The sequence below is a fragment of the Rhodococcus sp. NyZ502 genome, assembly GCF_041464245.1.
GTDB lineage: Bacteria > Actinomycetota > Actinomycetes > Mycobacteriales > Mycobacteriaceae > Rhodococcus_F > Rhodococcus_F qingshengii.
In genome coordinates, this window is sequence record NZ_CP167155.1 from 683,650 (window position 1) to 697,831 (window position 14,182).

Genomic DNA, 14,182 nt, shown 5'->3' on the forward strand with positions numbered 1-14,182 from the left:
TTTACAGCGATGAAGGGGCTGTGGGAACCAGTACGGCGCGGCCGGACAGATCGCCTGAACGCAGGCGATCGTATGCCTCCAGTGCGCTGTCGAACGTGAACGTGGTCACCTCGGCATGCAGCTTTCCTGCACTGGCGAGTTCGACCACCTGACGCAGGTCCTCGATGGTGCCCCAGAACGGCGCCCGAACTTGCCAGCCGTTGACCAAACCAAGGCTTTTGCCGACGGTCAGTTGCCCGCCCGCACTTCCCACGACGACAACTCGGCCGCCGGGAGCGAGAAGCGCCGGAGCGGGTTCGACCGTCGCCTGAGCCCCGACAAAGTCGAAGACCACGTCGGCACCGCCGAGGCTCGCCACAGCCTCTGTCGCTTCCGCGAGCGTCGCAAAACACGCGTGTGCTCCCGATTCGAGCGCGAGAGCGTGTGTCTGGGTTCTTGTCTCGACGGCGATGATGTCTGTGACGCCGAAAGAGCGCAGGATCTGCACCGCCAGATGGCCGAGACCGCCGATTCCTATCACCAAAGCCACAGTGTCCGAGTCGATGACGTCGCTGTTGGTCCGGATCGCATGATATGCGGTCAGGCCGGCGTCGGCGAGCGGAGCGGCCTGCTGGGGGCTCAGCGAACCGACGCGAACGAGAACAGCTTCCGAGGGCACCAGCAGGTATTCTGCCAGCCCGCCCGGATGGCCCAACCCGTTTCCGATCGGGCTGAGTCGGCCGTCCCCACGCGGGACTTTCTCCAAGCAGTAGTTCTCGCGCTCGCGCCGGCAATTGCGGCACCGGCCACATGGCCAAACACCATGAATGACAACATTTTCACCGATCCACGCGTGATCGGCCAGCGGTCCCGCACCGACGACGGTACCGGCAACCTCATGGCCGAGTGTGAGCGGCAACGGGTAATCGAAACGTCCGGCGGGCGAATCCATGACGTGCAGATCCGAGCGGCACAGACCAGCGGCGCCGACTTTGATCAACAGTTGCCCCTCAGCGGGCTCGGGTACGGGGATCTCACGCACCTGCGGAGGCTGACCCCACGCCGTCAGCTGGACTGCCAACATCAGCGCGCCGTCCAACCACCGTCGACAACCAGCGCCTGGCCGGTCATGTACGAGGAGGCATCCGAGGCCAGGAACAGCACTGCGCCGTTTATCTCACCTTCGACCCCGCCGCGGCCGAGCATGGTGTTCTTACGCACCCACCCCGCCGATTTGTCATTGCTGAACAGTCCGTCGGTCATCTCCGTATCGAACCACCCAGGCACGACGGAGTTCACGCGGATCCCCCTGCGTCCCCACTGACCGGCCAATTCCCGGGTCAAGCCGAGTGCTCCGGCCTTGGAGGCCGCATAGCTCGCGCCACCGATCGGGGCCGTGGACACCAGCCCGATCACCGAGGAGATGTTGATGTACGACGCGCGTTCGTTCTCCGGAAGTCGGGTCGAGGCGTAGGTCGCCAGGTGAAATCCGGATACCAGATTGAGCTCGAGTACCGAATTGAATCCCGCGATGGTTTCGTCCTCGGCGTTCGGCGGTCCCGGCATGCCGGCATTGTTGACGAGTACGTCCAGCCGTCCGGACTGTTCGTAACACCTGTCGATCAGGGCGCGCCGATCAGCGTCGTCGGTGATGTCGCAACGAACCGGAACAATTCCCGGTACCTCGGCTGCCAAGTCCTGTAGGCGGTCGAGCCGGCGGGCCGCGGCGTACACCGTGGCCCCGGCACTGGCCAGTGTGCGCGCAAATCCCATTCCGAGACCAGACGACGCACCCGTCACGATCGCTACCCGTCCGGCCAGTCCGAACATCTCGGTCAGCATCTGTCCACCTTCGAATCCGTTGTCTGTCATGGCTTTACTGCGATATCAGGACATCGCAGCGTCAGTACACGGCGGTTCGGCCGCCGTCGACCGGGATGAGCGCGCCGGTCGTGTAGCCGGCCGCATCCGAGGCCAGGTGCGTCACCAGACCGGCGATCTCCTCAGGCCGGCCCAGTCGCCCGGCAGGCAGACGGTCCACGATCTTTCCGATGAACTCGTCGTCCCAGTTCTCGGCCATGTCGGTAGCGAAACCGCCTGGCATCACACAGTTCACCCGCACCGTCGGTGCATACTCCTGAGCAAACGCCCGGGTGAGCGCATTGAGGCCGTTCTTGGCCGCGGCGTACATCGCTTCCGGTGGGCTCGGGCGCTCCGCACCGATACTGGAGATGTTGATGATCGAGCCGCCGCCGGCCGCCCGCATCCGGTCTCCCGCGACTGCCATCAGCCGGAAGGGTCCCTTGACGTTGACCTCGATAGTTTTGTCCCACAGCCCTTCCGAGGCGGAGAGCAAGTTGTCGGCCAGCGGTGCGATGCCGGCATTGTTGACCACGATGTCGAGGCTGCCGAATTCGGCAATGATCTGGTCGACCGCGGGCTCGATACTGTCCCAGTGCCCGACGTGCAGGGCGAACGGGTGAGCGGTTCCCGGGCCGGTGTCACCGAGCGACGCCACCGCTTCGCGGCAGGACTCGAGCTTTCGGCTGGACACGATCACGGTCGCGCCCGCGTCCCGGAGTCCGCGCGCGATGGCCAGTCCCAAACCGCGGCTCGCGCCGGTCACGAGCGCGACCTTACCGGTCAATTCTGGTGTACTCATTTGTGCTTCTTCACCTCGAGGCGGGCAATGGTGCGCAGATGAACCTCGCTGGGTCCGTCTGCAATCTGCAGGGCGCGGGTAATCGCATACAGCCGAGCCAGGATCGTGTCGTTGCTGACTCCGGCGGCGCCGAAGGTCTGCACCGCGCGGTCGACAACCTTGTGCGCAACTTCCATTGCTGCCACCTTGATGGCGGCCACTTCCGAGCGCGCAGACGCGTTGCCCTGGGTATCCATCAACCAAGCCGACTTGAGTACGAGCAACCTGATTTGGTCGATCTCGATGCGGCTGCGGGCAATCCATTCACGCACTACGCCGCGGTCGGCAAGGGGGCCTCCGAACGCTTCCCTTTCGAGCGCGCGCTTACACATCATGTCCAGTGCCCGTTCTGCCATACCGACTGCGCGCATCGCGTAGTGCATCCGGCCGGGGCCCAGGCGTCCCTGTGCGATGGCGAATCCGTCGCCCTCGGCGCCGAGCATGTTTGCAGCCGGTACCCGAACATCGGTGAATTGAACTTCGCCGTGGCCGAGTCGGTCTTGGAAGCCGAACATCGGCAGGTCCCGAATGACCTCAACGCCGGGCGCGTCGGCCGGTACCAGGATCATGCTCTGCTGTCGGTAGGTCGGGCCTTCGGGATCCGACTTGCCCATGAAGATCATGAGCTTGCAGTCAGGATCGAGGATGCCGGAGGTGTACCACTTACGGCCGTTGAGCACGTATTCGTCACCGTCACGTTGGATAGTCGATCGAATGTTTGTCGCATCCGAACTTGCCACGGCCGGTTCGGTCATCGCAAAAGCCGAACGAATACTGCAGTCCAGCAACGGCTTCAACCACTGCGCCTTCTGTTCGTCGGTGCCGAACATGGCGAGGATCTCCATGTTTCCGGTATCGGGAGCCGAGCAGTTGATCGTCTCGTTACCGATGATGGAGCGGCCGACGATCTCAGCCAGCGGAGCGTATTCGAGATTGGTGAGCCCGGCACCGAGTCCGTCGTGCGTCATGAACAGATTCCACAGACCCAATTCGCGTGCCTTCGCCTGCAGATCGCGCATGATCTGGGGCTGTTCGTGCGGGTTGTCGTTGGCAGCGACCTGGGCGTCGTACACCGATTCCGCCGGATAGACGTAATCGGCCATGAAAGATTCGAGCTTGCCGAGCAGTTCCTCGGTCCGCGGGGAATAGGCGAAATCCACGGTAGGTCTCCTTAGGTGATTATCAGCGACGCAAAAGACCAGCGGCCTAGAAGATCTAGGGACGCAGGAGAGCGGTACCGGTCTCGATCAACCGGTTGATGGTGTCGGGCAGCTTCTCCTGGTCCGGATCATGATGGCGACCCTCGCGGTGCCGACGCAGGTTGTGGCCCATGATCGCCGCCATCTTCAACCGGCCGAGTGCGTCGAACCAGTTGAGTTCGGGGAGTGCGGGACCCGCTCCGGTGTACAGCGCGACCAACTCTTCGGCGCTCGGCAGTCCGGTGACTTCCCGACCGACACCGGGGAAGTTCGAACCGTCGGCGAATACCAGAAACCAGCCCAATTCGACTCGTGGATCTCCGGCAGACCAGATTTCCCAGTCGATGAGTGCAACTGGCTCCAGTCCGTCGGAGATGATGTTGCCGAGACGGTAATCACCGTGCACCAGTGTGGGTTCGATAGGTTCGGGAATGTCGGAGCGCAACAGTTCCAACAGACGATCGGCGCCGACAACCAATTCCGGTGGCACTGCGCCCAGCGTCTTGGCCCAGCGCTCGAGCTCGTCTGCCGGTGTCAGGGGATCTGCGAGCCCTGCAATGGTGGCCAGGTCCACCTCATGCAGTCGCGGTAGGACTGCAGCGGCACGACGCATTCGATTGGCAGCGAGCACCGGATCGACGGCCGGGTCGTCGAGCACGGGCTCGAGTGACTCGCCTGCAACAAATTCCATGGCAAACCACGCGGGCTCGATCTCGTCGACGACAACTACGCGCGGCACCGGAACTTCGGTGCCGGCCAGCGCCTGCAGAATATGCGCCTGTCGCAGCATGTCGTGCCTGCCGATGGATCGCTGGCCTTCCGGCACCGCCTTGATCACCACGTCACCGGTCGAGGTGGTGGCGCGGTACGTCAGTCCGGAGTGTCCACCGAGTAGCGGCTGGAAGTCGGTTAACGTCGCGCCGCAGTCCGCCAGTAGTTTGGCGGCGACCCGTTCTTGCAGAGTCGAACTGGTCACGGTCGCGGCTCCCTTGGTAGACCGAGCACGCGCTCGGAGATGATGTTGTGCTGAATCTCGTCGGTGCCGCCCGCAATTCGGTATCCGGGGGCGCCGAGTGCGTGTTCGGACCACGCGAACGTTCCCCATCGACCGGAATCGGCGGTAAGTTCACGGCCGAGCAGCAAACGGGCAACTTCCGACGTTCTGGCCATGGTGTCGGTAGCCAACAACTTTCCGAGTGAGGCTTCAGGACCCGGCTCGTTGCCGGCAAGCATCGCCCCGGCCACCCGCATATTGCTCACGCGCTGTAGATAGCTCCTGGCGACCAGGTCGGCCACCTTGTCCTTCTCGATCTCGGTCAGCTCGCGTTCGAGGTTCTGTGCGAGTGCAATTGCCTGATCTGCGTTGGCCAGACCGAGATTTCCGCCGTCCAGACGTTCGGCCGCCAGCACGGTGAGAGCAACCTGCCAACCCTTGCCGACCGGACCGAGTCGATACGCGTCTTCGAGTTCGACGCCGTCGAGGTACACCTCGTTGAACGAGCTGCCGCCGGTCATCTGCCGGATCGGGCGTATGGTCACGCCAGGTGCGTTCATCGGGACCAGGAACATGGTGAGCCCGGCATGTTTCGCGACGGTGGCGTCGGTACGGCACACCGCAACTCCGTAGTCCGCCACCAGCGCGCCGGAGGTCCATACCTTGTGCCCGTCGAGAGTCCACGTGCCGGCTTCGCTGCGCACCGCCTTGGTGCGGACGGCAGCCAGGTCCGATCCGGCCTCGGTCTCGGAGAACAGTTGGCAGGCAATGATGTCCGTGCGAAGCATCGCGCGCACGTAGCGTTCCTTCTGCTCGTCGGTGCCCCACTGCTCGATGGTGGGCGCGATCAATTGCTGTGTAACCGAGAACATCTCGGTCCGCCGCGGCACGTCGAACGATTCCTCAGCCCGGCGGAAAGCTAACACGTATGACAGCGGCAGACTGCGACCGCCGCGTTCGGGCGGCCAACTCAGTGCTCCCCAGCCGGCATCGAACTTCGCCTGTTCGTAGCGCGAGATTTCGTCGGTGTGCTCGCGCTCTTGCTCGGCGGTCCAATTCTCGAATACCGCCACCGAATCCGAACCAACGCCCCACACCGATTCGGTGCGAGGTGCGGCGACGCCACGCAACCAGGCGATGGCTTCCTCGGTGAACGCGTCGAGACCTGGAATCGTTTGTGGTGTCACTGATCTGCCCTCAGTCGTCTTCGCAAACTCATACGGACAATACGGTGCAGGCACTGATGCCCGGTGCGCCGTATACGTGGGTGAACCCGATCCGGGGAGTACCGGGAACCTGACGGGCACCCGCCTCACCGCGAAGTTGGGTGACTATCTCGTGCACCTGCCGCAGGCCCGACGCACCGATCGGCTCACCGTTGGCGATGCATCCACCGTCGGTGTTGATCGGAATACGGCCGCCAATCTCTGTCTCGCCGGCCGCAATCATCGATTCCTGTTCGCCGGGTTCACAGAAGCCGCACTCGGCCATGTGCATAATTTCGGCACCGCTCTCGGTGTCCTGCAGCTGAGCCACGTCGACTTCGCCGGGGGAGATGCCTGCCTGCTCGAAGGCTGCCCGCGCGGCGTCCGCACTGACACTGGTCGGTTCACCGTTACCTTGCACGGCCGGGCTGAAAACCTCGAAGGAGCCGAACCTTCGGGTGCGATGGGTGATTGCCCGAAGTGTGACCGCTCGCGCGGCGAGCGCTTTGGTTGCGCTCTCGCTGGCAACCACGATCGCGGCGGCGCCTTCTCCGGGTGAGCAGAACATGTAACGGGTGAGCGGGTCGTTGACCATGTCGGCTGTCGCGATGGTCTCGGCGGACATCGCCTCCCGGCGCCAGGCGTTCGGATTGAGAACGCCGTTTCGATAAGCCTTCTCGGCCACGCGGGCCAGGGTGTCGGCCGAGATGTTGTGCTGGCGCATATAGCGCGAGATCTTGGCTCCGAAGAATTGTGTGGTGACCATCAGACCGGCCTCGCCGTATCCGTTCGGCAGGCCCCATTCTTCCGGTCGGGGATCGAATGCCCCCCGTGGGTGCTTGTCGAAGCCGACCGCCAGTGCGATCTCGGCTGCACCCGAGCGAACTGCATTGACCGCCGAGAAGAGTGCGCTACCGCCGGTTGCGCAACCGTTCTTGACGTTGGTGAAAGGTATTCCGGTGAAACCGAGTTCGGCCACCAAGGTGTCGGCCAGCCCGGATCCGTCACTGCCGCCGAAGGCGACCTGGACGTCGGGCCATGAAAGTCCGGCATCATCGAGCGCAGCGCCGATCGCGGTGACGGCCATGGCACGCCCACTCACTCCCGGTTGCCGGCCGAACTTCGAGAGCCCGGCTCCGACGATCGAAATAGGCTGCGTCACTTGGTTGCTCCTTCCTTCGCGTCACGGTCGACGGCGAACCGGGGCACCGGTGAGGTGGCGACCAACGTCACCGGTGCCTGATCCAGTCCGTCGAAGTCTTCACAGTCGATGATTGCCTCGACCTTGATTCCTTCAGGGAGTTCGATGTAACCGACCGCGAAAGGAGTGAACCCTCCGGCGGGCGATACATACGGCGGCGATTTCGGAGGAAAACGTTGAATCGTATACGCCCACAGCACACCTCGGGTACTCAAATCGAGAGGTGCTGCCGTTGGCGTTGCGCACTTGCTGCACATGACGCCGGCCGGAAAGGCCACCGTGGCGCACACCGTGCACCGGCTGCCTTCGAGCACGATTGCTGTCTTCTCTGCCATGCCTATCCCTTCAGGTCTCGGGGTGAATCAGATCAGCGGCCGACCCACACCGGATCACGCTTCTCGAGGAATGCGGTGACGCCTTCCTTGCCGTCTTCCGACTGCAGTGCGTTGCCGACGGCCAAGTGCTCCATGACCATGAGCGACTGGATGTCGGCGTCGAGGCCCTTGTCGATGCACATCTTGGTGAGCTTCATCATGAACGGGCTCTTGTCGGTCAGAGTCGCGGCGAAGTCTGCCACGGTCTGATCGAGCTGATCGGCCGGTGCCGAAGCATTGATCAGGTCGAATGCAGCGGCCTCGGTGCCCGAGAGCAGCTTGCCGGTGAGCATGAGCTCCTTGGTCTTGCGAACCCCGATCATGCGAGGAAGGCGGTAGATCGGGCCGGCGCCACCGAAGAGTGCGCGACGGATGTGGAAGTCGCCGATCTTGGCGTCATCCGATGCGATCGCGAAGTCGCACGAGATCATCAGTTCGAAACCACCTGCGGTGACGTAGCCTTCGAGGACTGCGATCGAGGGTGTGTTCATCGAGTAGAGACGGTCGCAGACCTTGGCCGAAAGCACGGCGACGTCCATCGCTGTGGTGCTGCCGATGAAGTCGGAGAGCAGCTCGTCCAGGTCGAAACCTGAGCAGAACGTGTTGTTGACGCCACGTAGCACCAGAACCTTGAGGTTCGGATCGTTGTCGACCTCGACAATGATCTCGTCGAGGCGGTGCAGCAGTTCAACGGTGACCGCGTTCTTCTTGTGCGGGCGGTTGAGCCAAACCCGTGCGATGTCTCCGTCTTTCTCCAACAGGATGTGGTCGGTCTCGATCATCATGAGCCTTTCGTGTGGATGTAAATTGAACTGGATTCACTTCAGTATGCAGATCGGGTGACGTCGCGTCAATACCCGGCGTCGGTGGCATTTTCCGAACAGTCAAATACCGATCAGTTCTGCGATGCGTGCGCGATGAGTGCGCGAATCGCCCTGTACTGCTTCGTTTCCCAATGCGCGGCGGAAATAGGAGTGTGCCGGGTGTTCCCATGTGAAGCCGACGCCGCCATGCAATTGCACGGCCTCGGCCGCGGCGTCGATGGCCGCGTCGGTGCAGACGGCGCCGGCCACCGCGATCGCCAATCGGGCAGTGCCCGGGGCCTCGTCGTATACGGCTGCGGCATATCTGCTTGCTGCTCGAGCGCGCTCGAGCAGCACGAGTACGTCGGCCAGTCGGTGCTTGACGGCTTGAAACGAGCCGATCGGGCGCCCGAATTGGTGTCGGGTTTTCACGTATTCGACGGTCATCTCGAGCAGGGCGTCGACAATTCCGGTGTTCTCGAAAGCGATTGCGAGCGTCCGTAAATCATGAATCCGAGTACAGACCCGGGCATAATCGTCGGCACCGACCACGGGAACTGCCGGCACTTCCGCTACGGTCAGGTCGGCCTGTCTGCGGGTGGGGTCGACGACTTCGCGCTCGCGCCAGTGCACCTGACCGGCTGTCTTAATTGCGAATATCTGCCGTCCGGCGGCGGTGTCGGCGGAGACGATGACGAGGTCGGCAGCAGCACCACCTACGACGGCCGAGACCTCACCGCTGAGCAGCCAGGAGGATTCACTTTCGACACCGCTGAGTCGATCGGTCGCGGCAGTCAGTGGACTGACGCTTGCCACCGAGGATCCCTCGAGGACGTTGACCAGTAGTTCGTCGACGGGATACGTGGCCGCCAATAGTGCCTGGGCGCCCAGGACCGCCGAGGAAAACACGGGCTCACAGGCCAGACTCCGACCGCACTCTTCGAGAATGATGCCGAGTTCGACCATGCCGTAACCCAGCCCGCCGCGATCTTCTGGCGCAGCGAGCGAAGTGACCGACATATTCTCGATCAATTGCTGCCAGAGGTCCGGCGAGTATCCCTCGGCCGTGTGCGAAGCCGACCGAGCCTGCTCTACGCCGCCGTGTTTCCCGAGCAGCGCTCGAATCGCATCACGAAGCTCCAACTGTTCGGGGCCAGGATTGAGAGCAGCGGGCTCGGAGAGTGGCCAGGGGGGCTCTACCTGGGAAGTAGACGATTTCATATCACTCCAATTGACTTGAGTTCAGTTTGGTTATGGATCGAGACTAGCGCGTCAGGGCCTCGACAAGAAGGGGTGAACCGAACTAAGTTCATCTCATGAGCTCAGTGATCGAAACCTATTACGCGACCGTGGACAGCGGTCGACTCGAAGATGCTGTGGCCTTGTTGGCCGAGAACGTGGAGTTCGCCATGGTCTTGCCCACCGGGGCTAACTACGGGAGTGGTCGTGCGTCAATGCTCGACTACCTGTCGGGTCGCCCTCCGGTGGATCGCAAACACAAGGTCCTGCGCGTTGCAGCCGAAGGAGATCTGCATTTCCTGCATGGGTCGGTGACTGAGAACGGGACCAAGACCACGGGCTATTTCGTCGGTGTCATGCACGTCGATTCCGCCGGTCTCGTCGATCGCTATCAGGTGACCTTCGACGCTGAGTTCAGTTTGATTCCCCCCGATTCGTCCGTCGAAGGAGTTCGCTGATGAGCGAGACCAACCAGACGCCAGTGCTCATCCAGTGGTTCGAGTACATGGATTCCGACGATCCGGACCGCGTGCTGACGATGATCAGCAAAGACTTCGTGATGTCCGTTCAGTTCTCGAAGGGTGATGGTCAGTCTGCCGAGTTCGTCGGCGATCGCGACGGTCTCGTCGCCTACCTGGCGCAACGCGAGAAGAGTGTTCTGATCCACCACATCGACGCCGGGGCATTCGTCGACGGTGTCGAGTTGTCACTCGGGCGCACCACTCGAGGCGGCGATTTCGAGGCTTCGTTCAACGCCACTGCGCAGCTCGACAGCGAGGGCAAGGTGCGGCGCCTACTGATCGCCCGCACCCCCGAACTGTCCTTCTCCTGATTCCAGCTCCATCCAGGCCGACCTCGGGTACAGCGCAGCCTTGCCGCGCTACCCGGGGACGCCGTAATTCTCCCGCGCTCTCGCACTCCTCCGCGATCTCTATCGCAGGCGCGCGCCGCCAATGCGGCCGGCGACTCTCACTCTTGTCCGGCCGAAACAACTGAGCCGTCATGACCAAAAGGAATCCCTGTGAGTGAACAAGCATTTATCTACGAGGCCATTCGCACGCCGAGAGGCAAGCTGCGAAAAGGCTCATTGAACAGTGTCAAGCCCGTCGACCTTGTAGTCGGGCTGATCCAGGAACTCGGAACCCGTTTTACCGCAATGGATCCCGCAGAAATCGACGACGTAGTACTGGGCGTCGTCTCCCCGGTGGGCGAGCAGGGTGCAGTCATCGCGCGCACCGCGGCCCTGCTCGCGGGATTGCCGGATTCGGTGCCAGGCACGCAGGTCAATCGCTTCTGTGCGTCAGGTCTCGAGGCCACAAACCTGGCGGCGCAGAAAGTTGCATCCGGTTGGGACGACCTGGTGATCGCCGGCGGCGTCGAGTCGATGTCGCGTGTCCCGATGGGTAGCGACGGCGGCGCCATCTTCACCGACCCGGCGACCGCATACGACCTGTACATCGCCCCGCAGGGGATCGGCGCCGACCTCATCGCCACGGTCGAAGGATTCACCCGCGAGGACATCGACGGTTACGCCGCACAGTCACAGGGGCGCGCGGAAAATGCTTGGAATGCAGGCTATTTCTCCAAATCCGTGGTTCCGGTGCGGGACTTCAACGGGGTCGTCCTGCTCGATCACGACGAGCATCGCCGTCCGGGAAGCACCGTCGAGAGTCTGGGCAAGCTCACACCGGCGTTCGAAAAACATGCGGCTACAACCGGTTTCGACGAGGTTGCGCTGCAGAAGTACGTCAACATAGAAAAGATCAACCACATCCACACCGGCGGTAACTCTTCGGGCATCGTCGACGGTGCCGCACTGGTACTCGTCGGCAGCGAAGCCGCGGGTAAGCGCGGCGGCCTGACGCCGCGCGGCCGCGTCGTGGCCACCGCCCAAACCGGTGGTGAACCGACGATCATGCTGACCGGACCTACTTCCGCCACCGAACTCGCTCTGAAGCGGGCCGGACTGACCGTGGACGACATCGACGTCTTCGAACTCAACGAGGCCTTTGCCTCCGTGGTCATGAAGTGGATGAAGGATCTGAAGATCCCGCACGAGAAGACCAACGTCAACGGCGGGGCCATCGCGATGGGCCACCCACTCGGCGCTACCGGAGCCATGCTGGTCGGCACCGTGCTCGACGAACTCGAACGTACCGGCGGACGCTACGGCCTGATCACGCTGTGCATCGGCGGCGGCATGGGTATAGCCACCGTCATCGAACGCGTCTGAGTCTGCACCCCGGTCCGCTCCTCCCTCTGTTGAAGAGAAAGAACATACAGAATCAATGACTGACAACATGATCGGCTGGGCGCTCGATACCGATGGCGTCCTCGTGCTCACGATGGACGACCCGAATCAGGGCGCCAACACGATGAACGCCCTGTACACGTCGTCAATGGCCGCGACAGTCGACCGACTCGAAGCCGAGAAGGACAGTTTCGTCGGCGTCGTGCTCACCTCGGCAAAGCGAACATTCTTTGCCGGTGGTGACCTCAGGGACATGCAGGCTTGGGGACCGCAGGCGAAGAACCCGGTTTCTGCCACCGAGGTCACCACCCACCTCAACGAACTCAAGAAGGTGCTGCGGCGACTCGAGGTGCTGGGCAAGCCCGTAGTGTCCGCCATCAACGGCGTCGCGCTCGGTGGCGGGCTGGAAATCGTGCTGCACACCCACCACCGCATCGCGGCCGACGTCAAGGGCAACCAACTCGGCTTACCCGAGGTCACCCTGGGTCTGTTGCCCGGCGGCGGCGGAATCTCCCGTGTCGTACGGCTGCTCGGCATCCAGGGGGCGCTGGCAAACGTGCTGCTGCAGGGCCCGCGTTTGAGCCCGACACGCGCGCTGGAGTTGGGCCTGATCGACCAGGTCGTTGGTTCGGTGGCGGAATTGCTACCGGCGGCCAAGGCTTGGATTCACGACCACGCCGATGCCATACAGCCTTGGGACACCAAAGGATTCAAGATTCCCGGCGGCGGACCGGCTGACGTGAAGATGGCCCAGGTCCTACCGGTTATCCCGAGTCTCCTGCGTAAGCAACTCAAGGGTGCACCGATGCCGGCACCACGCGCGATCATGGCTGCCGCGATCGAAGGCGCGTACGTCGACATCGACACTGCCGACGAGATCGAGACCCGCTACTTCGTCTCGCTCGTGACCGGCCAAGTGGCCCAGAACATGATCAACGCCTTCTTCTTCGACCTGCAGGCGATCAACGGTGGAGCGTCAAGGCCAGACGGCTACGACAAGTTCACCGCTAAGAAGGTGGGTGTCATCGGAGCCGGAATGATGGGTGCCGCAATCGCATACGTCTCCGCCCAGGCCGGAATCGACGTGGTGCTCAAGGACGTTTCGCTCGACGCAGCGGCGAAAGGCAAGCAGTACGCGGTAGCGCTGGAGGCCAAAGCGCTCGCGCGTGGCAAGACCACGGCGGAGAAGTCCGAACAACTCCTCGCCCGAATCACACCGACCACCTACGCCGCCGATTTCGCGGGCGTCGACCTGGTAATCGAAGCCGCATTTGAATCGGTCGAAGTCAAACACCAGGTGTTCCAGGAGATCGAGAACATCGTCGAACCCGAAGCGGTGCTCGGCTCCAACACCTCCACCCTGCCGATCACCATCCTGGCCGAAGGTGTCGCGCGCTCGGAAGACTTCATCGGAATCCACTTTTTCTCCCCGGTGGACAAGATGCCCCTGGTCGAGATCATCAAAGGCGCCAAGACGTCGGATGCTGTGTTGGCCAGGGTCATCGACTACACCCAGCAGATCCGTAAGACCCCCATCGTGGTCAATGACAGTCGTGGCTTCTTCACCTCGCGCGTCATCGGCAAGTTCCTCGACGAGGCGATGGCCGCCGTCGGCGAGGGCATAAACCCCACGTTCATCGAGCAAGCAGGCGCACAGGCCGGATACCCGGCACCGCCACTGCAGCTCATGGACGAACTGACACTCACACTGCCGCAGAAGATCCGCAAGGAAACCGAGCGGGCATTGCTCGCCGCAGGCGAGACCGTTCCATTCCACGGTTCCAACGCCGTCATGGATCGGATGGTCGGTGAACTCGAGCGCACCGGACGATCCGGCGGCGGCGGTTTCTACTCGTACGACGAGAGCGGCAAGCGCGTCGGCATCTGGCCAGGTCTGCGTGAAGCGTTCAAGTCAGGGTCCACGGAAATTCCGTTCGAGGACATGAAGGAACGAATGCTGTTCGCTGAAGCGCTCGAGACCGTGCGCTGCTTCGACGAGGGCGTGCTGGAATCGGTCGCGGACGCTAACATCGGCTCGATCTACGGTATCGGCTTTCCAGCCTGGACCGGCGGCGTGATCCAGTACATCAACCAGTACGACGGCGGGCTGCCAGGTTTCGTCGACCGCGCCCGAGATCTGGCGTCGAAGTACGGCAGTCATTTCGAACCACCGCAGTCGTTGGTCGAGAAGGCCGAGGTGGGTGAAAAGTACTGAAGTAGTAAAGCACTGAGGTGG

14 protein-coding genes are annotated in these 14,182 nt (G+C 62.6%); 4 read left to right on the plus strand and 10 right to left on the minus strand.

All coding sequences use genetic code 11. From position 1 onward, the window contains the following. Position 1 precedes the first annotated feature (1 nt). The 10 genes from ACBG85_RS03205 to ACBG85_RS03250 all read right to left on the minus strand — a co-directional run bounded on the left by ACBG85_RS03205 (position 2) and on the right by ACBG85_RS03250 (position 9,677). Positions 2 to 1,063: an NAD(P)-dependent alcohol dehydrogenase gene (locus ACBG85_RS03205; protein WP_045066632.1), complete on the minus strand. Its 1,062-nt coding sequence runs from the start codon at positions 1,061 to 1,063 to the stop codon at positions 2 to 4. Next, the gene (locus ACBG85_RS03210) at positions 1,063 to 1,851 is read right to left on the minus strand and encodes an SDR family NAD(P)-dependent oxidoreductase (RefSeq protein ID WP_082845685.1); all 789 of its coding nucleotides are present in this window, start codon (positions 1,849 to 1,851) and stop codon (positions 1,063 to 1,065) included. The genes ACBG85_RS03205 and ACBG85_RS03210 overlap by 1 nt, the downstream gene beginning before the upstream one ends. A gap of 31 nt (positions 1,852 to 1,882) precedes the next feature. Further along, entirely contained in the window at positions 1,883 to 2,641 is a 759-nt protein-coding gene (locus tag ACBG85_RS03215) for an SDR family NAD(P)-dependent oxidoreductase (RefSeq protein ID WP_045064304.1), read from the minus strand. Beyond that, positions 2,638 to 3,840: an acyl-CoA dehydrogenase family protein gene (locus ACBG85_RS03220; protein ID WP_063315090.1), complete on the minus strand. Its 1,203-nt coding sequence runs from the start codon at positions 3,838 to 3,840 to the stop codon at positions 2,638 to 2,640. Before ACBG85_RS03220 ends, ACBG85_RS03215 begins: the two co-directional genes overlap by 4 nt. A 55-nt stretch (positions 3,841 to 3,895) precedes the next feature. Next, positions 3,896 to 4,855: a phosphotransferase family protein gene (locus ACBG85_RS03225; RefSeq protein WP_063315089.1), complete on the minus strand. Its 960-nt coding sequence runs from the start codon at positions 4,853 to 4,855 to the stop codon at positions 3,896 to 3,898. After that, positions 4,852 to 6,045: an acyl-CoA dehydrogenase family protein gene (locus ACBG85_RS03230; RefSeq protein WP_063315168.1), complete on the minus strand. Its 1,194-nt coding sequence runs from the start codon at positions 6,043 to 6,045 to the stop codon at positions 4,852 to 4,854. The genes ACBG85_RS03225 and ACBG85_RS03230 overlap by 4 nt, the downstream gene beginning before the upstream one ends. 43 nt (positions 6,046 to 6,088) lie before the next feature. Then, positions 6,089 to 7,240, minus strand: a complete 1,152-nt coding sequence (locus ACBG85_RS03235; RefSeq protein ID WP_372026192.1) for a thiolase family protein — start codon at positions 7,238 to 7,240, stop codon at positions 6,089 to 6,091. Beyond that, positions 7,237 to 7,614 (minus strand): Zn-ribbon domain-containing OB-fold protein, encoded by a 378-nt coding sequence (locus ACBG85_RS03240; RefSeq protein ID WP_063315088.1) that lies wholly within the window; start codon positions 7,612 to 7,614, stop codon positions 7,237 to 7,239. Before ACBG85_RS03240 ends, ACBG85_RS03235 begins: the two co-directional genes overlap by 4 nt. 32 nt (positions 7,615 to 7,646) lie before the next feature. Further along, positions 7,647 to 8,435: an enoyl-CoA hydratase/isomerase family protein gene (locus ACBG85_RS03245; RefSeq protein ID WP_031331690.1), complete on the minus strand. Its 789-nt coding sequence runs from the start codon at positions 8,433 to 8,435 to the stop codon at positions 7,647 to 7,649. A 102-nt stretch (positions 8,436 to 8,537) separates the two neighbouring features. Further along, the gene (locus tag ACBG85_RS03250; RefSeq protein ID WP_063315087.1) at positions 8,538 to 9,677 is read right to left on the minus strand and encodes an acyl-CoA dehydrogenase family protein; all 1,140 of its coding nucleotides are present in this window, start codon (positions 9,675 to 9,677) and stop codon (positions 8,538 to 8,540) included. A 95-nt stretch (positions 9,678 to 9,772) separates the two neighbouring features. Between ACBG85_RS03250 and ACBG85_RS03255 the strand changes: the two genes are divergently transcribed. The 4 genes from ACBG85_RS03255 to ACBG85_RS03270 all read left to right on the plus strand — a co-directional run bounded on the left by ACBG85_RS03255 (position 9,773) and on the right by ACBG85_RS03270 (position 14,161). Continuing rightward, complete coding sequence (locus ACBG85_RS03255) at positions 9,773 to 10,153, plus strand: nuclear transport factor 2 family protein (RefSeq protein ID WP_063315086.1); 381 nt, start codon at positions 9,773 to 9,775, stop codon at positions 10,151 to 10,153. Then, complete coding sequence (locus tag ACBG85_RS03260; RefSeq protein WP_021333780.1) at positions 10,153 to 10,527, plus strand: hypothetical protein; 375 nt, start codon at positions 10,153 to 10,155, stop codon at positions 10,525 to 10,527. Before ACBG85_RS03255 ends, ACBG85_RS03260 begins: the two co-directional genes overlap by 1 nt. Before the next feature lie 189 nt (positions 10,528 to 10,716). Continuing rightward, a complete protein-coding gene (locus tag ACBG85_RS03265; RefSeq protein WP_063315085.1) occupies positions 10,717 to 11,928 on the plus strand; it encodes an acetyl-CoA C-acetyltransferase in 1,212 nt (403 codons plus the stop codon). A gap of 55 nt (positions 11,929 to 11,983) precedes the next feature. Then, positions 11,984 to 14,161 carry a 3-hydroxyacyl-CoA dehydrogenase NAD-binding domain-containing protein gene (locus ACBG85_RS03270; protein WP_083055943.1) on the plus strand — a complete coding sequence of 726 codons (2,178 nt, stop codon included), beginning with the start codon at positions 11,984 to 11,986 and terminating at the stop codon, positions 14,159 to 14,161. Positions 14,162 to 14,182 lie beyond the last annotated feature (21 nt).

Excerpts from the sequence above, each read along its gene's own strand:
- ACBG85_RS03205 (WP_045066632.1), bottom strand. The coding sequence starts at position 1,063 with ATGTTGGCAGTCCAGCTGACGGCGTGGGGTCAGCCTCCGCAGGTGCGT.
- ACBG85_RS03210 (WP_082845685.1), bottom strand. The coding sequence starts at position 1,851 with ATGACAGACAACGGATTCGAAGGTGGACAGATGCTGACCGAGATGTTC.
- ACBG85_RS03215 (WP_045064304.1), bottom strand. The coding sequence starts at position 2,641 with ATGAGTACACCAGAATTGACCGGTAAGGTCGCGCTCGTGACCGGCGCG.
- ACBG85_RS03240 (WP_063315088.1), bottom strand. The coding sequence starts at position 7,614 with ATGGCAGAGAAGACAGCAATCGTGCTCGAAGGCAGCCGGTGCACGGTG.
- ACBG85_RS03245 (WP_031331690.1), bottom strand. The coding sequence starts at position 8,435 with ATGATCGAGACCGACCACATCCTGTTGGAGAAAGACGGAGACATCGCA.
- ACBG85_RS03250 (WP_063315087.1), bottom strand. The coding sequence starts at position 9,677 with ATGAAATCGTCTACTTCCCAGGTAGAGCCCCCCTGGCCACTCTCCGAG.
- ACBG85_RS03255 (WP_063315086.1), top strand. The coding sequence starts at position 9,773 with ATGAGCTCAGTGATCGAAACCTATTACGCGACCGTGGACAGCGGTCGA.
- ACBG85_RS03260 (WP_021333780.1), top strand. The coding sequence starts at position 10,153 with ATGAGCGAGACCAACCAGACGCCAGTGCTCATCCAGTGGTTCGAGTAC.
- ACBG85_RS03270 (WP_083055943.1), top strand. The coding sequence starts at position 11,984 with ATGACTGACAACATGATCGGCTGGGCGCTCGATACCGATGGCGTCCTC.